The sequence below is a fragment of the Faecalicatena sp. genome, assembly GCF_058819085.1.
In genome coordinates, this window is the sequence record NZ_JBZUUL010000044.1 from 17,412 (window position 1) to 43,999 (window position 26,588).

16 protein-coding genes are annotated in these 26,588 nt (G+C 44.5%); all 16 read right to left on the reverse strand.

Features of this window, described 5'->3' with window-relative positions; translation table 11 throughout:
• Positions 1–33 precede the first annotated feature (33 nt).
• The 16 genes from AC4OGX_RS19615 to AC4OGX_RS19690 all read right to left on the reverse strand — a co-directional run bounded on the left by AC4OGX_RS19615 (position 34) and on the right by AC4OGX_RS19690 (position 26,582).
• The gene (locus AC4OGX_RS19615; RefSeq protein ID WP_493332461.1) at positions 34–273 is read right to left on the reverse strand and encodes a hypothetical protein; all 240 of its coding nucleotides are present in this window, start codon (positions 271–273) and stop codon (positions 34–36) included.
• Positions 236–688 (reverse strand): hypothetical protein, encoded by a 453-nt coding sequence (locus AC4OGX_RS19620; RefSeq protein ID WP_493332462.1) that lies wholly within the window; start codon positions 686–688, stop codon positions 236–238. The genes AC4OGX_RS19615 and AC4OGX_RS19620 overlap by 38 nt, the downstream gene beginning before the upstream one ends.
• A 4-nt stretch (positions 689–692) precedes the next feature.
• The gene (locus AC4OGX_RS19625; RefSeq protein ID WP_493332463.1) at positions 693–1,418 is read right to left on the reverse strand and encodes a LytR/AlgR family response regulator transcription factor; all 726 of its coding nucleotides are present in this window, start codon (positions 1,416–1,418) and stop codon (positions 693–695) included.
• A 1-nt stretch (position 1,419) separates the two neighbouring features.
• Positions 1,420–6,129: a type VII secretion protein EssC gene (essC, locus tag AC4OGX_RS19630; protein WP_493332464.1), complete on the reverse strand. Its 4,710-nt coding sequence runs from the start codon at positions 6,127–6,129 to the stop codon at positions 1,420–1,422.
• An 18-nt stretch (positions 6,130–6,147) separates the two neighbouring features.
• On the reverse strand, positions 6,148–6,657 hold the full coding sequence (locus tag AC4OGX_RS19635) for an FHA domain-containing protein (protein WP_493332465.1): 510 nt from the start codon (positions 6,655–6,657) through the stop codon (positions 6,148–6,150).
• An 18-nt stretch (positions 6,658–6,675) separates the two neighbouring features.
• Positions 6,676–8,292, reverse strand: coding sequence for a tetratricopeptide repeat protein (locus tag AC4OGX_RS19640; RefSeq protein WP_493332466.1), 1,617 nt, complete (start codon positions 8,290–8,292; stop codon positions 6,676–6,678).
• Between the two features lie 15 nt (positions 8,293–8,307).
• Positions 8,308–8,442, reverse strand: coding sequence for a hypothetical protein (locus AC4OGX_RS19645; RefSeq protein ID WP_493332467.1), 135 nt, complete (start codon positions 8,440–8,442; stop codon positions 8,308–8,310).
• Positions 8,443–8,446: 4 nt separating this feature from the next.
• Positions 8,447–10,342, reverse strand: a complete 1,896-nt coding sequence (locus tag AC4OGX_RS19650) for a protein kinase domain-containing protein (protein ID WP_493332468.1) — start codon at positions 10,340–10,342, stop codon at positions 8,447–8,449.
• Between the two features lie 161 nt (positions 10,343–10,503).
• Complete coding sequence (locus AC4OGX_RS19655; RefSeq protein WP_493332469.1) at positions 10,504–19,146, reverse strand: immunoglobulin-like domain-containing protein; 8,643 nt, start codon at positions 19,144–19,146, stop codon at positions 10,504–10,506.
• Positions 19,143–19,580, reverse strand: a complete 438-nt coding sequence (locus AC4OGX_RS19660; protein WP_493332470.1) for a hypothetical protein — start codon at positions 19,578–19,580, stop codon at positions 19,143–19,145. Before AC4OGX_RS19660 ends, AC4OGX_RS19655 begins: the two co-directional genes overlap by 4 nt.
• 3 nt (positions 19,581–19,583) lie before the next feature.
• Positions 19,584–20,174, reverse strand: a complete 591-nt coding sequence (locus AC4OGX_RS19665; protein ID WP_493332471.1) for a Got1/Sft2-like family vesicle transport protein — start codon at positions 20,172–20,174, stop codon at positions 19,584–19,586.
• Positions 20,149–21,906, reverse strand: coding sequence for a serine/threonine protein kinase (locus AC4OGX_RS19670; protein ID WP_493332472.1), 1,758 nt, complete (start codon positions 21,904–21,906; stop codon positions 20,149–20,151). Before AC4OGX_RS19670 ends, AC4OGX_RS19665 begins: the two co-directional genes overlap by 26 nt.
• A gap of 11 nt (positions 21,907–21,917) precedes the next feature.
• Positions 21,918–22,700, reverse strand: a complete 783-nt coding sequence (locus tag AC4OGX_RS19675) for a PP2C family protein-serine/threonine phosphatase (protein ID WP_493332473.1) — start codon at positions 22,698–22,700, stop codon at positions 21,918–21,920.
• A gap of 26 nt (positions 22,701–22,726) precedes the next feature.
• On the reverse strand, positions 22,727–24,412 hold the full coding sequence (locus tag AC4OGX_RS19680) for a trypsin-like peptidase domain-containing protein (RefSeq protein WP_493332474.1): 1,686 nt from the start codon (positions 24,410–24,412) through the stop codon (positions 22,727–22,729).
• Positions 24,413–24,606: 194 nt separating this feature from the next.
• Positions 24,607–25,860, reverse strand: a complete 1,254-nt coding sequence (locus tag AC4OGX_RS19685; protein ID WP_493332475.1) for an Mbeg1-like protein — start codon at positions 25,858–25,860, stop codon at positions 24,607–24,609.
• A complete protein-coding gene (locus tag AC4OGX_RS19690; RefSeq protein ID WP_493332476.1) occupies positions 25,857–26,582 on the reverse strand; it encodes a hypothetical protein in 726 nt (241 codons plus the stop codon). The genes AC4OGX_RS19685 and AC4OGX_RS19690 overlap by 4 nt, the downstream gene beginning before the upstream one ends.
• Positions 26,583–26,588: the final 6 nt, after the last annotated feature.

The window sequence follows — 26,588 nt, forward strand, 5'->3', positions numbered from 1 at the left end:
ATGGCACATTTTCCGGGATGAACGACCAGTCCTTTACACCAGCAGGATCCTGCTGCCGGTCCTTAAACCATTCTCCTGTGCCGACCGGTCCTGCATCAGCTGCGTATGGTTCTGTGCATTCCACATCAGCAGACGATCCACATTTCCCAATACCGTGCACTGCTCCTTCTGACAGATCATCTCTGTGATCTCTGTCTTCACCCCACACAGTGGCACATCCTCATCTATCCGAAAATCATACTGCTTCCCCATCACGGGAACTTCGATCTCCACGGTTATCATCCTCCGCCTGCTCCTTCCATGCTTCGAATCCGGCTGTTGTAAACAGCCTCAGTTTTAAGGTATCCTTCTTTTTCCAATACCGCTCGCTCACGGCCACCTGTCCGGGAACCACATAACAAAAATACTCCTGGCTTCCCTCTTCCTTCGTACTCCAGGTAAAGGTCTCCTCTGGCCTGCTCATCACCTCCAGTGCCTTTCGCAGATCCTCCCGGATACAGAACCGCTCTCCCGCCGACAGGATCAACCCCCGCCGGGCCATATGATGCAGGGCCTGGATGATCTCCGTATCTGTGAAGCTCTTTTCCGGCATATAAACGCCCTCCACCATACAGACCCCCATGCCATACAGCAGTATCCGTATCTCATCAAAGCTTAAGATATATCCTTTCTCTACTATTTCCGGCATTATCTCACTCTCCCTTCTCCAGATAGGCCTTTACTGCCGGCTTATAAGACCGCGACAAAGGAATCTCAAAATCATTTTCCAGGATCAGCCTGTTCTGGGACAGGAATACCTTGACGATCTTCTTTTTGTTGACTAAAAAGCTCCTATGACACCGCATAAATCCCCCTAAAAGCCTTGTCTCCAATTGGTCCAGAGTGTCATAAAATCCGTACTCTTCCGTCTCCGTATTTAGATAGACCCTTTTTTCCCTGGACTCAAAAAAATAAATATTTTCGTAATCTACCAGTGACCGTCCCCCTTTGTGCTCAATGACAAATACCTTCTTTTCATCCGGACGGTAAAATCTGTCCAGATAGGCCCGCACCGCCTCAGAAAGCACCTCCTGGATCTGCGCTGCACTCAACGGCTTCAAAAGCAGAGATTCTGCCCCGATCGCAGGACGCATATAGACTGCGGGCGATATTTTAGGACTTGCGATCAGAATGATATAGGAGGAGGGGCTGATCCTGCGCAGCTTTCTGGTCAGTTCCAGCGCCCCCTCCATCGTGATATCTACACAGATGAGGTCCGCCTTCCCCCTTTGATTCACGACCTCCTCCAATTCCTCACGAGTTTTGCACTGCACCATTTTCCAGCTTTCCTCTGTCCATCTCCCGGCCAGTTCCCTGGCATAGCTTACGATATACTGTCTCTCCTTCTCTGATCCATCTGAAATCAACATCACGATCATGCTACATTTTCGCCAGCGGGATCACGACCTCGACCCCGATGCTTTCCTCCTCTTCATCAGGCACATATCCTATCCCCCGCTTTGCAGCCTTCGACTGCTGTGCAAAGGACAGGTTCTGGAAGTTGAAGATCTTCTGCGCCTGCAGATTTCCTCCCAGGTGGATGCCTTTTTTATATGAAATGTAAGAATGGTATGCCTTATAAGCAGACAGAAGCGCATGGTCCTCTGCTTTCAGACAGCCGATAAAATAAATATGGTGCAGGCTTCCCTTCTCAATGATATTTTCCAGGAAGCCAGACATATTCCCGACTCCCTCGCCTGGCTTATATACCATCCTGAAAAATGCCGCCAGATCGGAAAGGAAGATGAAAATCGGTGTCTTTTTGCTGATCTCCTGGAATATCCCGGCCTCCTCCATTCCTTCCTCTAACAGTGCACGCTTCTTTTTATTCCGGGCAGAAAACTCCGGCAGAAGCCCGGAAAAGTAAGCAAATAGCTGAGAAGACTCCGTGATATACTCTGCTCCATATTCCTGAGCCGGCTTCTTTAATTCCGAAGTCCCGTTTTCTACAACACAGAGCTTCCCGTTCTTTTTGAAAGCACCGTATAGCATGACCTTTAACGTATTCGTCTTTCCCGCCCTGCTTTTTCCAGAAATAATGTAACAGTAGCTTCGCATCAGATCCATACTGTATACCGATGCATCTTCCATACGGTATCCAAATGGCAGAAGACTGTGATCCGCAGCTGCCTGTCCATATGAATCCTGCTCTGCCAGCATTCCCAGAGTCGGGTTCTTTGGGATCTCGGGGATCAACGCTGCACCTCTGCCCTCCCAATGAGAGTCCATCTCCCGGCAGTATGCCTCAAGAGCCTGTACCCGCTCGAAGTCATCCTCCGCAGGAAGACTCAATGCCGTCTGGAATTCCAGCACCCTGCCGTCCACTACAGCCAGCCCCCTGCCTCTGACATCCGTCTCAGGAAGGATATGTAAACGGGTCATCCTGAGGACCTCCATATACTTGAACTTATCTGCCTGCTCCAGCGACAGCACTGTACGGATATTATCCCCGATCCTTGAGGGGATCTCTGCCATGCCAAAGCCCGCTGCCGTGATGACAAGGAACATGCCATATCCCACGCCCTCCCTGGCCAGCCTCAGGATCACATCGTCATATTTGTTTTTTGTTTTTTCTCTAAACGCTGAAAAGTTATCCACAACGATCAGCACCGCTGGAAGTTTTATCCCCACTGCCCGCACATATTGACTATAATTTCCCCCTTGAAGCAGCTTTTTCCGCTCATCCATCATCTGGATCAGCATGTGGATAAATCTTGCCGTCTTCTCCTCCTGATTGTCAAAGATCACACCGCCCACGTGCGGCGCTGTTTCAAACGGAGCCAGCATATGACTGCTGAAATCTAACAGATACATCCAAACCGTATCCGGCGAATACCTGCTGATAAAAGAATAGACCAGAGTCTGTAAAAAGGTACTCTTTCCGCTTACCACAGAACCGCACACTGCATGATGCCCATCCTGTGAAAAGCTGATAGACAGCGGCCTCTGCGCCTGTCCTTCCGGATCGTCATAGAGTCCGATCAGACCCTCCAGCTTCCATTTCGGAGGCATAGGCTCCCATTCATGATTTTGATAACCGGTCCTCTCATAGCCCTCCAGCTCTGACAGATATAACTTTGTTTTCAGGACAGGAAGCCAAAGCTGCATCGTATTGCCATAATGTCCCTTTTGCGCCATACTTCCCAGATATTCAATGACCGCCTCCAGCTGGGTCTTCTGTTTTACCTGGCCCTTCTGGTTCCTTTCCGTGATCTTGTGGCGGCCGCCGATGAGTTCCGCTTTTCCGGTACGCGTCAGCATCTCTGCCGCGTGTGACCTGCTGCCCTCTCCCTCTTCATACGGTGCACCGCTAAAGCCTGACTGGAATAATTCATAGATCTCGTCATTCCCCACCTGCAGATAACACCGCCCTGCCTGCGTGATGAATGCCGCATCCGGCTTATGCAGCATATCATTGCTGTCCTGCCGGTCCTGGACCCTGAGGCAAAGCCGGAACTTCGAGTTGCTCCAGATATTATCATCCACGGTCCCGCTTGGCTTCTGCGTCGCCAGGATCAGATGCACACCCAGACTCCGCCCGACCTGTGCCACACTGATCAGTTCCTTCATGAATTCCGGCTCTTCCCTCTTTAATTCGGCAAACTCATCAATAATAATCAACAGGTGAGGGATCGGGGTATCCGCCTCCTGATTTTTATAAAGCCTGGTATATAGGTTGATGTTATTTACACCATACTCTGAGAACAGCCTCTGCCTGCGCTGGTTTTCACTCTTTATGGAGATCATGGCACGGCGTACCTGGTTCCCTGACAGGTTTGATATCTGCCCCGCCAGATGGGGAAGGTTGGAAAACAGGTTTGCCATCCCTCCTCCCTTGTAATCAATGATGAAAAAGCTGACATCTTCGGGGCTGAAGTTCAGTGCCAAAGACAAGATCCAGGTCTGCAGAGTCTCACTCTTACCGGAACCTGTCGTGCCTGCCACCAGGCCGTGAGGGCCATGAAATTTCTCATGGATATCCAGATAACAATCCACATTTCCGGCTTTCTTCCCCACTAAGGCCTTCATACTGTTATAATTCCTGTTCTTTCTCCAACGCTCCAGCACTTCGAACTCCTTTAGAGAGGTCACCCCATACATACTGAAAAAGTCCAGGCTGTTGGGGATCTCGCTGTTACTCTCGGCTTCGTTGACCCGGATATTGGCGAGTGTCTGCCCGAATGCCGCCAGCTGGGATGCTGTCACCTGATCCGGCACGAACCGTTTCTTTTCATGTTCTGTATCCAGCAGGTTATAGAACCCCTGGAAATACCTGTCATTCTCAATAACCTCCTCACAGGCATTGGGAAGCTGTTCTAAATGTTCAACCATCAAAAACGTGGTCATCCCATATTCTGGCTTGGCTTCATATATATATTTGGCCAGGATCTCCCCCTCCAGGATTGCCGGATCTGAAATGAACAGTACATAATGGGGTTTCATGAACCGGCGCTTTTCCCTGCCTTGGACTCCCTCCTCTGTCTGGCTCCTCGAGCGGATGATGTTGGAGAGCTCAAAAAGGATATCCCCGGTCTCCAGCTCATTGGACGCCATATACCGTGTCTGCTTATCCTCGGACCATACATGGGGGAACCATTTCATGCATTCCCAATCCTCCCGGCGCCGTCTGTCACTCTCCCGGTAGATAAAGACCAGCTTCACATCCGTATAACAATGTCCTGCCGTAATCCCCGTGACCAGCGTATGCATCATTTCCACGGCACCTCTTTTCCCTTCCCCGCCTACCAGGCCGACCAGCGTCTTTTCCATCAGGGAGATACCGACCGGGACCTGCCTGAGGGTTTCGAACTCCTGGCGGATCATCCCGGGCTTTTCTAAAAGAGAGTCGTTGATCAGGGTAAATTTCTCCTTGGGGATCTGGATCTTGACCTGAAATGGCTGTTCTCCGATCCCCAGCCTCTGATATAGGAAATCACTGTGTGTATAATTTCTATTCCACAGCTCGCTGCTGTCCCGGCTGTATCCCAGACACTGCGCCGCAGATGGGTACATCTGTCTGAGTGCCGCCGCATTATGCCCATGCTTCTGCCGCAAAGAATCTGCGATCTGGATCAGATAATTGCTGTATGCATTGAACCGCTGGTTTTCCTCCTCCATATTTTCCTTCTTGCTGTAATTTAAATTAAGGACAGCCCACACCACTCCGATCAGTGCAGATGAGACAGCCGTGATCAGCCCGGTATACATGAAGGCGCTGGATGCCTGCCCTGAAAGCCGGGAACCAAAGATTGCAAAGCCGCAGCCCAGCATCATGGGGATCGCCATTGTAAATGCGGGACCAATCGTAAGATACACTGGTTTCTGTTTATTCTGTTTTGGATTGGGCGGAGCCTCGATCTCAACCTCCTCCTGATAGATGGATGGAAGATTTCTTGGAGCACGGTGAAAATAGAGTTCCTCCCGCCCTTTCTCCTGATGGCTCTGGGGCACCTTAGGCGGTTCGATCGCCAGGGGTCTTAAAATATCCTCCTTTACAGTCAGTGTCCCATAAAAAGTCCCTACTGCAAGGATATTTTCCAGAAATAAGATATGAAGGCCAAAAATATCAATATGATCTCCAAAATTAAGCTTTCGTCTTCCCTTTACCCGTATATTCTGGCAGAATACCCCATTGCTGCTTGTATCTGTCAGATACCAGCCATCCCCTGTATGCACCAGAACTGCATGGGCTGCTGAGACAAGCTCCATGAACTGATACGAGATCAGATTTCCGGCTGTCTTACCGATGGAAACCTCCTTCATTGTACGGATATCATATTTTTCCATGACCGGAAAAGTCAGGCTGCAGTCCGCTACAAGAATCTGGAAGCGGTCGCCTGACATTGTCTTGATCTCGATGATGTCCTGATGGCCCAGAATGTGCCGTTCTTCCCTCACCCGTTCCACTTTTACATAATATGCATCTGTACTGATGATCTCCCATCCCCGCACAGAGTTCTCCAGATGGATCTCCAGGTCCTCTTTCAGCCGATAGATATCGTGATGCAGATAAATTGAATAGTCCGCATCATGTATGTTCGGAAGCAGAAATTCTCTGCAGATCTGTTTGTTATATACCATTAAAATCATAATTACGCCCTTCTGCTTCTATAAATATGCCATATCAAATGTAAATACGGTCACCCTGATCTTCAATGTCCCGATCACCAGACAATCCCCTGTAAAAAGGTATTCCGCCGTATTCACCGCGTGTTTATGGAATCCTCTGACGATCCACGTTCCATTTGCCGAGTGCAGATCCTGAACCGCCAGCCGCCCCTGAGACAGGAAGATGACGCAATGCCGGGCGGAAACGGACCCGTCCCGGATGCAGATCTCATTTTCCCCGGGGCTGCGTCCGATCCTGATTCCCTGCTGTGGGTCAAATACAAATCCCTGCTTCTGCCCATCCTTCCATTTCAGGTATACCATAGCCTTCCGGCCTCCAAGCCTGGGGGCACTTTGGCTGCGTATGGCATCATTCAGGCAGTTTTCCTTTATCATCTTGTATGCCGCATCGTAATACTTCTGCATCTCTGCCTTCTTAGTGCTTTGCACCACATATATCACAGCCCCGGCGGCAGTAAGCAGCACTGCCGTAATCACACCGATCCACATATTCTAATGCCTTTCCTTTTACTTATTTGAAGTGGTAAATTCGTCCGTCGCAGGCGCTTGATTAATCACGTTTAGTTTTCCATGGTCGATCTCGCATACGATCCATATATCTTTCACATCCGCTGACGGATCAATCGTGATGGTCACAGGCTCCTTGTCCGGGAGATATACCTTTACAGTGGCCCCGTATTCTTTCATAGTGCGTGTCCTTCTAAAATCAGCCACCTGGAATTCGTACACACCGTTCAGATCATAGATCGTGGTCGTCTCCGGCCCATAACCATCTAAATCATCCAGATCAAGCTCCGCGATCACATCATTTCCTGTCTTTGCCTGCTTACGCCTGAAGTTTACAAATACGTCCTTTCCTGCATCTGTACTGCCTCTGAGGTAGGAGTCCAGATCCTGCGGCTCTGCATTCCACTCCAGGACGATTCTGGCCGTTCCCCTGGTAAGCTCGGGGGAAATAGTAAATTTCTCACCGCTGTAATTCTTCCCTTCTTTGATCACAAATTCAAATTCTTCCTCTATGTATTTATCTGCCGTGATCCTGATCGTATAGAGATCCGGCTCCAGATCTACGGAAAAGCTTCCTTCTGCCCCCGCCTTGATTGTCTTCTTCTGGATATCCTTCTTGGCCGGCTGAAATGTCAGCACGGCATTCTTTACACCTTCTCCGTTTACCGCATCCACAACAACGCCGGACAGATGTCCTGACCGCTCCTTCTCAAGGTTTGCGTTTAACAAAATAATCTCGTTCCACGCATCCGGCTTCACAATATTACCATCTGCATCCGTCTCTACACGAATGATACAGTCCTTCGTCTTGGTTTCCACATAATATCTGTCCCCGGAAATCTTCGGCAGCACCTTTTCACCAAAGAACATCTGAAGCCTTTGTATACTCACCCCTCCGTCGAAGTTGCGGAAGATCATCCCCAGGGTATTCAGTCGTATCTTCTCTGGCATTCCGGTCTCCTTCGGGGTCCTCCTGCTGACATCCACGATGTCACTATTTGTATCAGTATTTCTGTAAAAACAAATTGCATTAAGGCCTGCATGTACGACCTCCATATAACCTTCTTCGTCCGTTTCTACACTTTTGACTGAACCAAACTCCTCTTTATAATCCTGGAAACTGTACTCCTTGATCTTTTGTAAAAAAGAGGTATCCCAGCCGATATTCCGGGACGCATTCTTAAGGTCCAGAGTCTCACCCTGTTTATCCTCTCCTGCGTCCATGATTGCCACAAGATCCTGTCCCTCCAGTCCTTCCAGCATCCTTTTGATCTTAAAGGAGGAGGTCTCATCCCAGCCTTTTCGAAGGACTGACTTTGCCTTGGAAGGCTCCTTATGCTCCACATACACATCTGCAAGGGCCAGATATGCATCCTCTTCCCCGGGGTCCTCAAAGATTGCCTTCTTATACTCGATCACGGCATCCTCATACTGATTGGATGCCAGATATTTTTCCGCCCGCGTCATTGCCTCACTGTAATTCTTCTCCTTCATCTTCCCGCTCACCAGCAGAAATGCTCCTATGGCCGCTAAGATAACCAGAAGTCCTGCCAATACGCTAAGGAGGATCTTTATCCGATTCTTCCCGCCCGTTTGATTCTTATTTTGTCCCTTCATTTTCCCACCTCATCTTTAGTCGTAAATCTGATATGTCTGCTCTCTGATTTGTTTCTTCTTCCGTTCTAATATCCATTCCCCTGATATCAAACCTGCTGTAGAAAGCAGGATCAAGACGGCTCCCGCCGCCATCAGCTGTACACCGCTCATTCCTTTATCCCTCCAGATCTCTCATGATTTCCATCAGCTCTTCCATATCCGTATCCGATTCTCCTGACACCTGATAACGGTGCCTGCTGTCCTGATAACGAAACAAAAGCTCCTCTAGGATCCCCTCATAGCTTTTCTCTTCTTTCGCCATATCCAGATAGTTGTAACAGATCCACATAGGAATGACATAATCCTTCTTATATTCCCGGTCCATACTGTAAAGTGTGGTATTACTGTCCTCGTATTTCCCCATTGCGCGCTCTGTCAGCGCTAAATTCAGCTGGTCCTCATAGCTTGGTGCGTCACTTTGGTTCAGCTTTTTGTAACAGCTGTAAGCCTCCTCAAGATACACATTTTGATCAGCCCTGCCGCTGATTGTCGACGCCGCCTTTGCCGCTGACTGCCCCAGATGTCTTAAGATCTCCTTCGAGGAATCGGATTCCCCGGCATACTTAAGCACCCTGACTGCTTCTTTATACTCTTCACATTCATCATAGATGGATGCCGCCAGCAGGTACCCTCTCAGTAGATTCTTCCGGTCTGTCTCTGCCGTAAAGAATTCTTCCAGTTCCTTTAATGCCCGGTCACTGTCCTTTTCCACCCAGGACATCTCCGCCTGGATCAAAAGTTTCTCACCCTCTGTCAGATTTCTTACCCCTTCTGCAGATCTCATCACTGCCCGCGCTTTGCTCATTTGGCTGCTCCGCACCAGGGCAATCACATAATCCTTATAAAAGGCACTGTCCTCAGGCTTTAACTCCCAGGCTTCCCCATAGTAGGACGCCGCTTCTTTAAAATCTTCCTGTCTGAAATAGCTCTCTCCCAGCACATGAAGCACCTCCGCCCGCTTCTCTTCATGCCGCTCTAAATAGCCGCGGTATGTATGAGAATTTAAGATCTCCGTCGCCTGTGTAACTACTTTTGTCTCATCCTGTCTTTGTACCGACACATATAACTGCTGATATGCCTGCTGCCAGTTCTCGTTTCCTTTCTGCCAGTTCCCATAGTATAGAAGCAGTACACCCATGATCATACAGAGCAGCCAGGCAAAAACACCCGCGATCTGAAGTCCCGTATACCGCTTGTACATAGGATCCATCCTGCTGACATCAAGGAGCGCTTTTTTCATCTGCTCTGCCGATGAAAACCTGGCCGAAGGCCTCTTTCTCATCGCCTTTGTAACCACCGCCATCAGCCCGTCACTGTAAGGAAGCTCCATCGAAAGCAGCTCCTCAAACTGCTCCTTATCCGGGGAGGGCAGGCGGCCGCTCATCATGGTATAAAACACTGCTCCCAGGCTGTAAATATCCATCCGGGCATCCAGCACGACTGTATTTTTCCTTCCATTTATGACATCCAGAGCCTTTTGATACTGTTCCGGTGCTGCAAACCAGGGACTGACCCCTTTGATCTCCTCTGCGCCCTGCCCGTCCAAGGAAATATTAAAGTCGATCAGACAGACATTTCCCTGTGTAGTAATCATGATATTGGACGGCTTTATATCGCTGTGCAGGATAGGAGGATTTTGCGTATGCAGATAACAAAGCACTTCGCAGAGCTGGATCAGCCAGTTTACAAGGACCTTCTCCGGGAAACGATATCCCTGGTCCAGATAGTGCTTTAGATCCTGTCCCTCTACATATTCCATGACTGTATAAATGCTGTTTTCCACGATCAGGAAATCGTATACCTGGGGAAGATAGGAATGATGAAGGCGCTTTAAAATATCTGCCTCCGCACGACCGTTGACCTGCCCCGCAAAGTGATCCTTCACCTTCTTCACAACCACCTTTTTCTGCAGATGCAGATGATATGCCAGGTAGATGATCCCTGTGCCCCCCTGGCCGATCTCGCAGATGATCTGATACATCCCTCCCAGGATGTCGCCTTTTTGTATCATAATAATCCCTCTCTCATCAAAGCAGATATTGAGAATCTGCTCTGATGCCTCCTCCTATGAAAAAGGGCCGCCCAAATCTAAAGATTCAGGCAGCCCGATCACTTTCTTACCACCTTAACGGTGGGAGTCATTTCCCGAAATTCAATTGTTATGTTTCCTTTTTAAGCCTGCTTCTGATTTGATTTCTTTTTCTTTGAAAGAAAAACTGCAAGAGCCGCTGCTATTGCTGCCAAACCAACTGATGAGCCGACTACTAAAGGTGTATTGCGGTAGAACTGCACCAACAGGTTTGCTGTGATCAGTACGCGGAGCTCAGAAGTTTCGGCTGTATTGCCTGCTGCATCCACAGCTGCGGCTTTGATCTCCTGCCAGTTGCTGGAGCTTGCCAGTGAGAATGGGATCTCCCCTTTCTGCTTCTGGATCTCCTTTGCATCGTAGCTCCTGGACTGGCTGTCTGTGCCGTCAACCTGTACATCTAAGCGGTCCATTGCTACATTGTCGGCAACGGCGATCGTGATATCTCTGTTGTTGGTCCGATACTGACCGTCATCCTCCACTCCGGTGATGACAACTGTTGGTTTTGTCTTATCAATGACGAATTCGATATTCGCCTCTTTTACCTTATTGTTCACTTCATTTTTTGCACGGTCCTTTGAATCGATGGTCACGTTGTAAAGACCTTCCTTCTCAAAGTTAGCAGCTTTGATTGTATATTCATAGCTCTTCCAGGAAGCCTCATTTCCGCTTTCCTTCACCGTATAATCCGTTCCTTTTGTCAGATTTACCAATTCCCCGTCAAGTCCATATGAGATTCCATTGTGTACCAAAGTATCCACATTGACTTCTGTTACCACCAGATCCTGTTCCTTATTGGAATAGTACTGATCCAGGAATGCTTCTGTGGAGGTTCCAAATATAAAGTTTGAACCAAATCTGTTCACAGAGAAGGTTACGGACTTCTCATCTGTATTTCCTGCCAGGTCGCTGACCTGTGCAGTCAATGTGTAGACATCGTCCACTGACTCCTTGTGTTCAAAGTCTGCCATCTTAATGCTTTCGCCGTTCGGAATAGAGGACCTGCTTCCGCTGATGGTCTTCTCGGAATGCTTCGGCCCCTTAATACTGATCTTCACGGCTGAGGCATCATAATTCACATCACTATATTTTACCCCTGGTGCTACTGTGCCGTTATTCGCTGATTTATCCGCAATATCAAAAATATCAATCTCCGGCTTTGTCTGGTCCACGGTGAACTTATCCTGCGTATAAGCCGTCGCCGGGTTGCCTGCCAGGTCTGTGTAATTGATGGTAAAGGAGTAATCTCCATCTGTTCCAAAGTAAATCGTTGCAGAGTGGCTGTCCCCGCTTGTAGACCATCCATTGACTCCCGGTGCTGAAATACCCTGTGACTGGAGGCTTGCGGATATTGCCGCCTGTACTTCTGAACCATTGAAGTTATGCTCATTTACCGTAACCGTAGCTGTACGCGGCTTGTCATAGTATGTACCATTTGCAGCATTGTTGTTATCAAATGTGACATTGATAGTCGGTACAGTCTGGTCAATAGTAAACTCATCTACCTGTGTATAATGGGAGCGGTTTCCGGCCCGATCCGTACAATTCATCGTAATCGTGTAATCCCCGTCTGCAGCAAATGTAACCGTACATGTATTGACAGCATCATCGGTTTCCCCTGCTGATGGACTGATACTCCATCCACTGATAGAAGGCATCGTTCCGTCTGTATTCGTAATTGTAAAATCTACCGCATCAGGATCAAAGTTACGTTCCCTGACAGAAACCGTTGCTGTCCTTGTGGCATTGTAGTACTTGCCATTGGATGGATTATTCAAATTATATTCAATCTGAACTTCTGGAGGAGTCGTATCTATTTTGATATCCTTCGTCGCTTCTGACTGGTTACCGGCATAATCAATTGCTACAACCTTAATGGTCACGTGGTTTGTGTTATTATCTTCTGCATAAACCATTAAATCGTCATGGTAGCGTTGCTGCCTTGCAGCAGGTTTATCCCATTCATGAGTTCCCACTTGTGTGCGCTGACCATTAGAAGTAACTTCATATGAAACCTCTTTCAGACCAGAATATGTTCCGCCTACAGCCGGATCTGTAACATCGATTGAGAATGGTACATCCCCTCCATAGATTCCCTGTGGTGGATCAGCCATTGTGATTGTAATCTCTGGTGCTGAAGGCTTTTGGTTATCTGCGATGATACCAGTCTCCGAGTTAATGTATGTCACATTCCCGGCCATATCAACGATTTTCTGGTAGATGATAGCCTGCTCATTTGCGGTCACCTGTGTCTCGCTTCCATCTGTCCAATCCTTGATCTGATTTAGCTCTTCCTCTGTCAGAGCTGGGAATTCACCCCTGGTCTCCACATCTGGAATGTCCTTATAATACTGCATAGACTTCACACCTGATGTTGCATCTTCACTGGTCATTGTGATCGTCTTCGTATTCTGGGTAAAGATTCCAAATGTCAGCATATCCGCCAGCTTTTTCCAGGTGTATGCTTCATCTACTTTCATTTCTCCAGTTGGTTCCAATTTATCTACTGTAAAATAATGTGTTCCATAGACTACTTCATTTCCGGCAAGGTCTTTGTAGGTCAATGCCAGCTCATAATTTGCATCCTTTGTAAACGAGAATACCTGCGTTCTGACGTAACCGTCTGATGTCCACTTACCGCTTGTGTCTGCACTGGCTGTGAAGTCTTCTGTATCAACATTGCCCTTTTTAAAATCAGTTGCTTTGAATGTAAGGTCCATCTGTCCTTTTTCAAAATTCACGGCCGGGTCTGCGCGTTTAAAGTTTCTTTCTGTAATCTGAACCGTTGCGGTCATATTTTTATTTTTATATAACCTATTTTTTTCTACTTCTCCGGCTGATACAGGTTTGCCATCCACGTCATAAGTTACTTTGATTTCTGGCTTTGTTTTATCTACTGTAAAGTAATGAGTACTATATGCCTTGTCTAATTTATTTCCTGCAAGGTCTGTGTACTCCATATTAAAGCTGTAATCGCCATCTGCAATGAAGTTGAAGGACTGCTTCCATACATTGCTGCCTGATTCTCCATCTGCCTTCCACATATCTCTTGAGACAGCAGCATCCTCAAACTCTTTCACATCTCCTGCTGAACCATCATCCATCTTCCAGGTTATATGCGGAATTACCTGTTTAAATTCATCCGAGAAAGTATCTTCTGTACTAAAATTACGTTCCTTTACAGTTGTAATGGCCCTGATTGTCTGATTCTTGTATAACCTGTTGATTTCATCGGTAGAAATATTTAATTTTTCCAACTTACTTCCATTCACAAGATAATACTCAACATCCATTGTCGGCATCAATTTATCAACTGTAAATTCTACAGGTGCCTTTGTTCCTTCCTCATATTTTGCACCGCTGTCTAAATTAGATGCCTGGTCTTCCGTATGAGGAACCAGTTTATAATCCAGATCCTTCTTTTCACCACCTGTATACTGAATCGTGCAGATCAATGTCCTTTCATCATCAAACTGTTCTACAGCTCTGTTCTCCTGGGAATCCACAATACTTATAATCTTGATACCAGATTTATCTGCAATTTCCTGCAGCTTTTTCAATGTTATATTGGAGTATGTCTTATCTCCTGCCTGGAAATCAAAGGTAATCCCTTCCCGGTTGATATTTCTTTCCTTATATGTAACCGTCATAATACGGTCATCCTTGAAATACTTTCCGTTAGCAGCATGATTATTGTCATATTTAATATCTATGGTCGGCTGTGTAATATCTATTTTCAGAGACTTGGTCAAGCAACATTTATTACCTGAGTTATCGGTTGCCCTTACCTTAATGACCACATCATTGCTGTTATATTCTGTAGAGGGAATCACAAGGTCTATACTGGTACTCTGCTGTCTTAATGCCGCGGCAAATTCCTGTTTTCCTTCTACTGGGCCTACTTTTCCGTTTACAAAAACTGCATATTCAACCAATGACAGTCCTGAATAAACATTATTTCCCTTCCTATCTTTTTCCGTAGGATCTGTTACCGTAATATTAAATGCAACATCTTCGTTATAAACAACATCTTCTTCCTTCACTTCAAAGGATGTTTCGGGTGCTTTGGTTGTAATATCAATATTGATTTCAGACTGCTTATCCTCACAGACTACACCATCTGCATTCAGATATGTGATATTCCCGGCCTTATCCTCAATCTTTTCATAAGGTACGGCCTGCTCTGTTTTTGCAAACTCATATTCATAGGTTTTAGGAGAGATATCATACCGGTCATCTGCTGTTCCTGATAATTCCACCCAATCAGTGATTGCTCGTAACTGGTCTTTATCCAGAGCATTAAACGTTTCCCTTACATCTCCGGGATAATGCTTGTAATAACTGATCTTAATCGGAGAAGTGGCATCCTGCGCTGATGTAAAAAACTTTACATTTTCTTTATCAAAGTACCCAAATGTGATAGTATCTAGAAAACTCTCCAATATATTTTCTTTAACATCCTTAATCATACCGCTTGGTGCTGTTTTATCTACCGTGAAATAATAGCATGTATTTTTATCCTCGCCATCTGCACCTTTTACTAAAGATACACGGTTTCCAGCTTCATCCTCATAAGATATATTAAATGTATAATTGGCATCTTCAGCAAATATAAATGTTTGTATAAACTTGTCCTGTGATTCTTCTTGAGTATTCCACAGATCTACTTGTTTAGCTGAAGCATTATGATCAACTGATAAGTCCGTAACAGGATTACCTTGAACATCAGTTGCTGATTCTTCCACACTTATTTCTTCATCCGTAAATGTAGTTCCAGCAGCAAAGTTTCTTTCTACAATCGTAACCTCTGCAGCAATAGTCTTATTTTTATACATGCTATCCTGTACTGCCGTACTGATTTCACCATCAGCTATATCGGAAATTTTTTCACCATTTTCATCGATAGTATAATATCTGACAAACATCTCTGGCGCTACTCGGTCTACTGTAAATTCTTCAGCCGCCTTTGTATTATCTGCATAATTTACGCCTTTGTTTTCGTTCCCCGCATTATCTTGAATATGAGGAACTATGATAAAGTCTATATCTTTATCTTTACTGCCAAATGTTATTTCATAGGTATGCTTATCAGAAGATGTTTCATCTTTTGACTCTACTGTTTTAACACTGATTCCTTCGATACTCTTTAATTCATCTAAAGAAACTGGAGTCGCACTTCCGTATACATCAAAAGTAAGTCCTTTTTCCATAAAGTTTCTTTCTGTATAGGTTATTGTCATTTTACGGTTATCGTTAAAATATCTTTCGTTCTTAGGTTTATTATTATCGTAAGAAACATCAATAACCGGTAATGTCTTATCTATTGTAAAGGTATCTTTCGCTACGGTACCCTCTTGATATATGACCTCCTTATTCGGATTGCCAGCCGCATCTTTTGCTGAAGGTTTTATCACATAATCCATATCCATTTTGCTTCCGCCATTGAACTGTATCTCATATGTAATTAACCTGTCATCAGTGCGCTCCTCCAATGGTATTTCTGACTGCGTATCACTGATGAGATTTACGGCAATTCCTTCCATGCTTCCTAATTCTGTCAATGTTTTAGTCTCAACAGTTTTTCCTCCATCTATTGAAACATCAAACATTGCCATATCTTCCTGGAAATTTCTTTCCCGATATACAATCGTCATGGTACGAGAATCGCTAAAATATTCATTTTCTTTTGGCTTATTATTATCATATGAAACAGTAAGCACAGGACTTGTTATGTCAATTTGTAAAGCGTTAAAATCTTTTTTCATGACATTTCCTGCCCAGTCATAAGCAGTCACAGTAATTTTTACCTGATTGCTATTACATTGGTCGGCTGTCAACTTCCCTGTAAATTCATAGAGTGACTTCTCTTCTAATTCTTTGAATGTATATTCGTTTTTATCTTCGTCCAGCTTTTTCAGGAGATTTAAGTCACTATTCTCTAATGTATAGCTGTTTGTATAAGTTGCCTTATCCCCTTCAATCTTGTTGTTTCCAGATTCAACCAAAACTTCAATTTTCTGAATTCCTGACTGGATTGTCCCTGGGTCTGTAACCTTAAGTTCATATTCTACATCCTGGCTGTAAACACCACGATCCGTTGGTTTTGAAGTAATATTCAACTCAACATTTGGCTGGCCAATTTCAACTACCAGACCATTTGATGAATATACTGCCGTATTCCCAACCTTGTCTGCCGCTTTCACTAATACAACATAATATCCCTCCGGGCTGCTCGGTACATTAATTTCTGTACCACTCATAGGTATCCAAGACGTATCAGCGGACTGTGCTGCATTTTGAATACTCTGTATCACATCTTCACCAGAATGAACCTCAAGAAGAGAATATGCATACTCTTGTATTCCACTTCCGTTTCCATCGGTTACCTGAATATTTTCAATATGAGCATCTTTTGTAAAATTGGTGAACACAATCTCTCCCTGTAATGCGGAGTATAGCCCTGCCGTCCCCAGATTCTCAAATACAACTTTAGGAAGCTGATTATCTACCTTGATCATTCCCTTTGGTAACTTATTATTTTTATTTTCTTCCTTATTAGAAGATGTTGTCCTTGTATTTGACTGACCCTCTACAGATAAATATATTTCATTTTCAACATCTGCAATTGTATCCTCACCAATACTATCCTGATTGATTTTAAGGACATTATTCTGACTGTCAGTTTCAGAATTTTTTATATTCACTTTGTTATAATTAGAAGGTGCTTTTATATTAAACGTTCCCCTTCCAACAGCACTCAGCCAGATTACACCGTTATTTACTGATACATTCTGACTATTATTAATGTCAAGCTGTACCTGATCCCAAATATTCTGGTCGGTGACTACCTCCTGGGTAATTTTTAAACGGCCGCTGTAATTGTTAATATTGGCCGCATCAACTCTGATCTCATAGTTTCCAGCATCTTTTTGAGTTATCTCCGGCTGAATTGCATAATCATAGTTCCCTACATAAAAGGAATCCCCTTTTAATACAATCTTGGCATAATCATCCAGTTTTAAAGTATCATTTCCTACAGTTCCTTCTTCTGCACCTGTATTTATCTCACCTTGTTGTCCTGTAAGATCTAAACTAATGTTACCACCCTCGGCTGCCTGCTTTATAGCATCCTCTATCTTAGATATCGGACTACCATAAGGTACTGTAACATATTCATTATTTTTTTGATCAATTTTAAGATATACTGGTCTTGGAATAATCTTTATCACATTTCCATCTTTTAAAGTGACCTCTTTATCTGTCTGATTAAATGTATACGTATAATTTTTATTATCTTTCTTGATAAGTTCGCTAATTCTACATGTATCATAAGATCCCACCGATATCTTGGATTCACCTGGATTAAGAACCACCTCTGCCTTCGCAGTGATTTCAATAATATCAGAACCTACAATTTTATTATTTTCTTTATTTGTAAGTCTTCCGACAATAATAGGAATATCGGTCTCTCCATTATATATTTTATCAACAGACTGCCATGTAAAATCTGTTAACTTAAATGTTCCTAAATCTAATTCTTTAACCTCTACTGTATAGTCAGCTTTTGATGCTGTATAATTACTGCTTTGTGCTATTGCTACAGAAATCACTGCTGTCCCTGCACCATGTATCGTTAAGTTCCCATCTGCATCTACTGTAACAACCTCTTCATTATTAGATGTATATGTTAATGTATTTGGATCTCGATCCATTAATGTATTGGTATCTACCTCTGGTACCTTGAATTCAGGATCTCCGTAATTCTTTGTTACGCTTGATTCCTTTAACTTTAAATCACATTTTTTTAAATAAGTCCCCTTAGTATCTGCTTCAACAGGAAAATAATATTTGTCTTCTGAACCTGAATATTTAGCCCAAAATACTTTTTCTCCTATTAATTCAAAATTTTGTCCTTCTGCTACGGTACATGAAGCTTTACCGGAAGCATCTACATTTTCTGTACCTATCACATTTACATCAGCTACAGAATCCTTATAAAATGTAACTTTTCCATTTGCATCATTTGGAAGCTGGGCTTCTAAAGTAACTGACGTTACATCCTGGTCACTATCTGCCGGACGTTCATTTGGAGTTACTGAAAATATCATTTCTGGTGTTTTCTTCACCTTAATATTTTTAATTGTTTCTCTTCCATTCCCTGATACCTTAATATCGACAGAGCCTCTTGATACACCTGTAACCAATCCAGATGCTTCATCTATTACTGCCTTTGTAGTATCTCGTGAGGACCAATTATAAGCTACATCCTGTACTGGATTATTTACAGATAATTGTATGGATTTTCCCTCTTCTACTTCTACTGCATCCAACGGAGATATCTCTATTTCATCCATTGGCCTTAATGATAATTCAACCTTGTCTTGTGAAAGTACATCTAATATACTTTTCCGTTCGCTAGGTTCGTAGGTTTCTTTTGTTACTTTATACTGATAAGTATCCACATCGTCAAGTGAAAAAATTACCGTTCCTGAACTATCAGTCTCCCCTTGTTGTGAGACCTCCGCTCCATCCCCTACATAAAGTTCTACTAAAGCTTTCTCTACGGGATTTGAACTTCCATCCGTCACTATAAATGTCACATCTGTCGGAGTATCGGTTCCCGCCGCACTCGCCACCATCGTCACATCCGGCAGCACGCTGGTAAGCGGCAGCAACAGTGCCAGCACAAAAGCACATACCCTTTCTTTTAGATTTCTTTTTTTCTTCATTCCCTGCTGTCTCCCTTTCCTTTTTTATTTTCTATCAGTATTGCTGTAAATATCTTCCCATTTAAAAGAAAATGTGAATACAGACTTAATACCAGCAAAAATATGAACATAATTACAGCAATCTGGTTCACATTTCTTCTGTTCGCCAAAAATATTGTTGCGGCAAGTGAAATAATCAATACTACATCTGCTGCCATTGCTGGTTTATTGCTGAAAAATTTCAGCACATTGGGTCCCTTATATGCCTTACGGAAAAAGATGATATAACTGACCACTCCTCCCAAAATCCCCAGCCAGAACAGAACTCCGGCAGTATATCCGAGTGTATTCAACTTCCCCTCCGCATCAAAGGCTCCCAGCACCATCCATACGGAAACTGCCGAAATCAGAAATTGTATATATACAATTGCAAACGCCTTCTTTTTGTCTCTCATTCCTTACAAAACCTCCTCAGTATGTACCCACATGACCTCTTTTATGATTTTGAATGGTCCGGGAAGTTTTATCTCAGGCTGTACCGCCTGGTCCAGTATGTTTTGGGAAAGGACGGTCGTCTCTCCTGACTGGTTCAGCACCGTCGTCTCCTGTGATCCGTCATCCAGAAGCTTTTCTGTCACCTGACTTTGGGCTGACTGCTCTGATATCTGCCCCGAGTACTGTCGTCCCGATACTGTTCCAGGTGCCGCGCTTCCTATGCTGTTTCCTGCAGCCCCGCCATTCCTTGATGCTGCTTCCGCCTGAACATTTAAGTTCGGCGCTGTCACCGGATAAGCGATCCGGTCTTCTGGACGCAGTACAGACGGTGTATGGGAAACCATATCCTGCCTCAGCTTCCCGGTCCTTGCATTGATTTCCTCCATCTTCTGTATCGTCCGTTTTGCCCCGCGTCCCGTTTTCATATCTATAATTCTGCGGATATTGAATTTAAAAAACAGAAGCACCGATACAGCGAAGAATACACAGGCAAGGACAAGACACACAATGAATCCGGTGTGATAGATGTTAATCATTTTTTCCAGTTCCTGCATTCCCTGCCCCTCCTGTATCTTCATTTTTATCCATACCACGGGTCGTGTAGGCGATATCGACTTCTTTTCTTGCCCATTCGATATTATCCAGAATCGTATTCTTTAAACGATCGATCTCCGTTCTGTCACTCTCGTTGAGAACTACGATATCCGTGTTCAGCCTGGACTGTGTCTTATCAAGCTGTGAAATCAATTCCTCCTTGGTCACACCTGCGGCCTTAAAATTCAATGGATTCTGTCCAATCTGGTAGACCACTTCTTTATACATGACCAACGCAGTTTTTACGTTATCCATCTCGACCAGGTTCCCACTGACAAGCTCCGTCAGATCCTTCCAATAATCTCTGTATGTCGTAGTACTGTCTCCGGCCTTGTTGCTGCTGTTAAGGTTTGCATAGTAGCCCGCAATCCTGCCCAGTCGTTTTGCCCGTTCTACTTTATTACTATCCAGTGTGGTACTTGACGAGGCAATGTCAAACCATGCCTGAGACATTGGTTTATTTCCATTTCCCCCATAATAGTAGTAATACGCAAGACCCATCTGGAACGCGAAGTCATCATATGCTTTTTCATCTGCCTCCAGATAACTTTCATTACTTCGGTTGCTGCTCCCCTTATATCCCAAGATCTCCGTCATCTTTGCGGCTTCTTCCTGGGAAAAATCATCGTCATCCAGAAATGCCTTATTCAGAAGATCCACATATCCCTGCTCTTCGCCCGGATTCAGATAGATTGCGCTCTGATAATTTTCCACACGCTCCTCACTGGTGCCTGCAGAGACCGCATTTTTCAAATACTGCGTATAACTGCTGTTCGTCGTGGATGTCTCGGCAGCCTTGAATCCTACACATGCCCCCATAGAAACGACAGTCAAAATAGAGGTCGCAAGAAATGTTCTCCATTTCCTGTTCTGCTTTACCTTATACTCGTGATCCAGTTCATCATAATGTTCCAGTGCGTACATCAATTCGGCACAGGATTGATAACGGTCATTTGGATTCTTCTGCGTACATCTTAAGATGATCTCTTCCAGACCAGAGGAAAGGGTTGGATTCCACTGGCGGATCGGATACATCTCATATGGAGGCAGGCATGGGTTATGTCCTGTAATCAGGTGATACAATGTTGCACCCAGACAATAAATATCTGTTCTGGCATCCGTCTGGCCTTGTCCCCCGAACTGCTCCGGTGCCGCATAGCCCTGTGTTCCAAGACATGTGGTATCTGCGATACTTGCCGATTTGTACTCCCTGGCTGTACCAAAATCAATGATCATGATATCGCCGTCCGGCTTGAGCATAACGTTGGACGGCTTCATATCCCTGTAAATGATAGGCGGCACTCGAGAATGCAGATACCCCAGCACATCACAGATCTGCTTTGCCCACTCAATCACTTTTTCCTGCGGCTGTGCCCCCTCCCGGTTCAGCGCCTCACTTAAAGGCTTTCCTTCTATATAATCCATTACGATCAGGAAAGTATCATCACAGTCAATCACGTCAATGATACTTGGGAGATTGGGATGATTCAGCCTTTTTAAAATATCAGTCTCGGCAATCAGATTCTGTTTCACCACTTCGTAGTTAGATACACCATCCTTACGAATCTCCTTGATTGCCCAGGGCTTATTCGCACGCTCGTTCATTGCCAAATAGACAATGCTCATTCCGCCCTGTCCGATCTTGTTTAGTATTTTGTATTTTCCATCTACAATGGAACCTATCTCTAGCATCTCTTATTCCTCTAATTGGTTTTTATAATAATGACGGAAATATTGTCACTTTCTTTTCTCTGCTTGTTCAGCTCTGTACAATAAATCGCCGCATCCCTCATCGCTTTTTCATCTGTCAGCAATTGAGGGCTTAGTATCTTCATAAATTCATCGACTGAGATTTGATGACGGAACCCGTCCGAACACAGGATAAACAGGTTGCCTTCCTCATATTCTCCCTCATAAAAATCCGGGATGATTACCTGACTTGCTCCTACACACTGCAGAAGCACATTCCTCTGTGGATGACTGCGGGCCTGCTCCTCTGTCATACGTCCCTCATCCATTTCCCGCTGCACAAAGGTCTGGTCTTTCGTGATCAACTCCAGACTACTATTCAGTCGGTACGTTCTCGAATCCCCCACATTCACGATATAATAATGGTGGTCCAAAAACAGCGCAGCTACCAGTGTTGTCCCGCAGGGGGCATGAAAGCCGGCTCCATAATCCGCGATCTTATGGTTGACCTGATCGATCAGCTGATTCCAGCTTTTCTGCAGAGAGTTATAATCAATTTCCCTGTCTTTTCTTCCTTCATATAAAATATAAGGAAACTCTTTTTCAAACCAATCAGAAAAAGCCCTAATCAAAGCTGCACTGGCGACCTCACCTTTTGCAAGGCCGCCCATGCCATCACAGATTACAGAGAGCAATACCTCTCCGTAATCTGTAGATGCCTGCTTGATTAAGACAGAATCCTGATTGGTATTCTTTTTTATTCCAACATCACTATGTGCAATACTTAAAAAACCCATTTCTGTCTCCTGTTTCACTAATTTACTTATGATAAATGAAATTCAAATTCTTCATCTGATAATTTTAAAACAGACTGATCAGATAATAAGGTTTCCTTATGCGGACTTAACTGAACACCATTTACAAATGTAAAGTTCGTAGCGCCCTGGTCGATTACATAATAATCAGACCCTTTCTTAACAATTTCACAGTGAACACGGCTGACCGAGGTATTATCTGAAATACAGTAGTTTACTTTTTTCCTCTCTTTACCAAGCTTGAAGTTCTGAAGATTAACTGCGATCTTTTCTCCATTCTTCTTGCGGATCAGATATGCGCTGCCTGCGTTGCTAAGCAGCGTTGTCTCTCCTGCTCCGGCATCAAGCAGCGTTGTTTCTCCTGCTCCCTCCGGAATCGTATCTGTCTGCGGCATTGGATTTGGCTTTGCAAAGCTGTCTACTGCACCATAAACATTCCCGTCATTTGCATTCCAGTTTGATGGGTTAGGAGCCGGACCGCCCTGTACAGGTGTCGGAGCTGCTTTTTTCTTTTTACTTGACATAATGACTACAATAATAATGATAATTACGATGAGTACTGCTGCCACGATACCAATGATCAGCATCATATTCGGGCCTGACTTCTCCTCCAGTGCGTTAATTGCGTCATTTAAGTCATCGGTTGCATTCTGGATCTCAACTGCCTCTGCAGCATCGTTGGCTAGAACTGCCTCTGCTGTCCCAATGCTGTCGTCCAGGGCTTTCACTGTTTCCTCTGTGTAGTTTGCTGTATCTACTGCCTTTGCATCATCTAATGCGGACTGAAGTTCAGCAAGAATTGCTGTGTTGTCTGGTTTCTTTTCTTCCTCTTTTCCTTCCTCTGCGTCACCTGATACCTCAGATGCATCCGGGGTCGTCTCATCGATAGATGGTGCTGTCCCGGTTCCGCTTACATATGGAATGCCAAATGTATCCAGGCCTTTCTTTATGTAATTTATCTGGATAGAATAACTCTTCTTGCCAGCTATAAACGTATTTAATCCAATAACATTATCACTTTCATCCAATAAAGGACCGCCGGAGTTTCCAACGTTCAGCGGAGCTGTATGTTCAATAATATCAACATTACCTGTAACTGTCAGTTTTGATACTGCGCCATCAACTGTTGATACATCATCCTTTGTATTATAGTTTTTTGTACTGATCGAATCTGCTGGGAATCCCATCGCATAAACTGGTTCCTTTGTCTTTACTGCATCGCTGTCTCCCAGCGCAACTGGTTTTCTGTCATATATCTTTTCAGCAAGCTTTACAGCTGCAAAATCCATATCATCACTGTTTACACTGTCGTGCATGGTTGCTGCCACCTTCATATCTCTGTTTACAAAAAGATATAATTTAATGTGGCTGTCTGATGCCTGCAGATCTGCAACTCCACTCATTTTTCTTAATTCGTTCAGTTCGTTATCCGAAGTAATCGTAACAACATGCTTATTTGTCAAAACGTATTCATCATTGATTAAAAAACAGGTTCCCCCCTTATATGCCTGATAAACTCCGTTGTCATCTTCATACCCAAGAGTCATCAGCATAATACTCTCTCTTGGATCATCTGTTGCGATCAGATTATTCGCCTCTTCTTCTGCCATTACCGGGAGCGTCATCGTGAACATCATGCACAATGTAATCACTAAAGTTAAAATCCGGCCTGCCTTTTGTCTTAATTTTCTCATAAACTAGTCCTCCTACATGGTTTTGGGAAATCCCCTCATTAGTACCATCCCTTATCTGCATGTGTATTCTTTTGTGGGCTGATCTCCCGGTATATTTGATCAATACATGATTAAGTTCATCTTATCTTTGGCCAGCTGCAGTTACAATATGTGGCAAAGATTGTGGACACACTTTTTTCACATTTTTGACAAAATCAGACATAGTTATCCACAATTTCTTGTTCATATGACTGATAACATTGTGTACATTCTCTTCCTACCCTGCAAAAAGAATCCATCCTCTTTGCATCCTGACCGATATGGTTAGCCGCACTCCAAAGCTTTACCTTCACATATCCGGCCGCAATAGATTGAAATGCCAGCTTCCTCTGAATCTGCTCTACTGCATCCCTGATCTCATTCATTTGAGGGATCACCTCTGACAATTGTTCGATTTCACACTCTGCTGCGTGTATATCAAGTTCAAACTCTGCCTGTTCACAATAGGATATCCTGATCTCCTCCCAACTTTTCCACAGACCTTCCAGCCCATCCTTTATCGAATCTATTGTGTTATACAGGACACCTAGGGCTCCGCCGGAAATCTGGAAAAAGGTAAAGTCAATGGCGTTTACCCACGGGGCTGCAGCTATTGCAAACCAATCCGGGTTTCCAGGGATTGCATTCCCGTTTTCATCAAACCGGACAACATTGTAGGTATCATGTCTCCATCCCATTGACAAAAGCAGATTGCCTTTATCCGGGGTCTGAGCTTCGACCGTCTGATAGTAAGAACCGGGTACAGCATTAAACAGGCGGCCGCACCAGCTCCATTGATAGTGTGTGAGCAGGCCCTTAGATTTTTTAATATCATTTGCATGTGCTGTCAGATATTGATTCGAAAAGCCCGGGCCATCCAGATTTACACTCCCATCGATCTTCCCCCTCATCCCATCAGGAGCCGTGATCACCGCATGCTCTGCCAGGTTTCCGCCAAGAGAATGTCCGGTGGTGCTATAACTGTTAAATTCATTCCCATATTTTCGATAAATATCACGCATATACTGCTCTGCCGTTTTCTGCTGGGGAGTCAGAACACTATTGACCAATCCGATATCTGACTGGATCCAGTCTTTATATACATTGCTAAGATTATCAGACTCACTTCCCCTAAATGCCACCAGTGCATTACCGCCTCCCGTATCCAAAAGGCAGGCGTACATTCCACTGGTACTCTGGTTGTTCCTGATATCCTTGACCTTCCATTTACCGCAGGCCCTTGTGATCGGATTCTCGTCTATCCTGTTCATTAGCTTCTGTATGACCTCTCTTCGTTCTTCATCCCCCTTATTCAACTCCATTTTCAACAGCTCATTGACTGTATAACATCCTGCATCTACTGCATCGCGGTCAAAATCCATATACGCGATCTGGGAAGCTATGATCATCTGTATATCCGGGTATCTCATAACCGATCACCTGCCATTTCTATAAATTCATTTTCCGTCAGCCGGATTCTGCCATTTTCAAATGGAACGGTGATTGGCTCTGTAAATTCTAATGCCTCATCGAATTCATAATCTACCTTTGCAGTCTGCTCCAGATATATCTGTGTCTGCTGTAATATCTTTTCGCTTGTTACATAGAGCTGGATGCTGCCACTCATGCATTCGAGCCCAGTGAACATACCTGTAAGGGTCTGATATACCTTTTGAGGATCCATCTGGACAGGACTGTATATCAGGTATACCGCAAACTTGTTTTCCGCTTTCAGAGACATAAACTCCTGAATGCTCATGTCTGCCTCTGCAGAATCGATGGACTTGCTCACCGCCTGGACTTTAACCTGTGTATACCCGGCAAGACCGCCCAGCTGCTCTTCTAACTGCTGCTCGACCTTGCGGCAAACCCTTGACGCCACATATTCATCTATAATATACGATCCGTCCCTGGCTGCCTTGGCCTCAAAAAGAACCTCTGGATACTCCGTCGAAAAGGCCAGAACTTCATAATAATCATTCATACTCTCCTGCCCTAGAAATCTTTCGATTTCAAAATCCTCATGATACTTATCATTCAGCAACTGTACAGCCTGCGCCTTTTGCTCTCTTATATTGGGTATACATCCCGTTAGTTCTGCCGCAATACTCATGAAAATCACCCCCGCTATTATGCCCTTCCATTTTTTCATAACCTG

Bases quoted from the DNA above. Each gene is read 5' to 3' on its own strand.
- AC4OGX_RS19620 (WP_493332462.1), bottom strand. From the start codon at position 688: ATGCCGGAAATAGTAGAGAAAGGATATATCTTAAGCTTTGATGAGATA.
- AC4OGX_RS19625 (WP_493332463.1), bottom strand. From the start codon at position 1,418: ATGATCGTGATGTTGATTTCAGATGGATCAGAGAAGGAGAGACAGTAT.
- essC (WP_493332464.1), bottom strand. From the start codon at position 6,129: ATGATTTTAATGGTATATAACAAACAGATCTGCAGAGAATTTCTGCTT.
- AC4OGX_RS19635 (WP_493332465.1), bottom strand. From the start codon at position 6,657: ATGTGGATCGGTGTGATTACGGCAGTGCTGCTTACTGCCGCCGGGGCT.
- AC4OGX_RS19640 (WP_493332466.1), bottom strand. From the start codon at position 8,292: ATGAAGGGACAAAATAAGAATCAAACGGGCGGGAAGAATCGGATAAAG.
- AC4OGX_RS19645 (WP_493332467.1), bottom strand. From the start codon at position 8,442: ATGAGCGGTGTACAGCTGATGGCGGCGGGAGCCGTCTTGATCCTGCTT.
- AC4OGX_RS19650 (WP_493332468.1), bottom strand. From the start codon at position 10,342: ATGATACAAAAAGGCGACATCCTGGGAGGGATGTATCAGATCATCTGC.
- AC4OGX_RS19655 (WP_493332469.1), bottom strand. From the start codon at position 19,146: ATGAAGAAAAAAAGAAATCTAAAAGAAAGGGTATGTGCTTTTGTGCTG.
- AC4OGX_RS19660 (WP_493332470.1), bottom strand. From the start codon at position 19,580: ATGAGAGACAAAAAGAAGGCGTTTGCAATTGTATATATACAATTTCTG.
- AC4OGX_RS19665 (WP_493332471.1), bottom strand. From the start codon at position 20,174: ATGCAGGAACTGGAAAAAATGATTAACATCTATCACACCGGATTCATT.
- AC4OGX_RS19670 (WP_493332472.1), bottom strand. From the start codon at position 21,906: ATGCTAGAGATAGGTTCCATTGTAGATGGAAAATACAAAATACTAAAC.
- AC4OGX_RS19675 (WP_493332473.1), bottom strand. From the start codon at position 22,700: ATGGGTTTTTTAAGTATTGCACATAGTGATGTTGGAATAAAAAAGAAT.
- AC4OGX_RS19680 (WP_493332474.1), bottom strand. From the start codon at position 24,412: ATGAGAAAATTAAGACAAAAGGCAGGCCGGATTTTAACTTTAGTGATT.
- AC4OGX_RS19685 (WP_493332475.1), bottom strand. From the start codon at position 25,860: ATGAGATACCCGGATATACAGATGATCATAGCTTCCCAGATCGCGTAT.
- AC4OGX_RS19690 (WP_493332476.1), bottom strand. From the start codon at position 26,582: ATGAAAAAATGGAAGGGCATAATAGCGGGGGTGATTTTCATGAGTATT.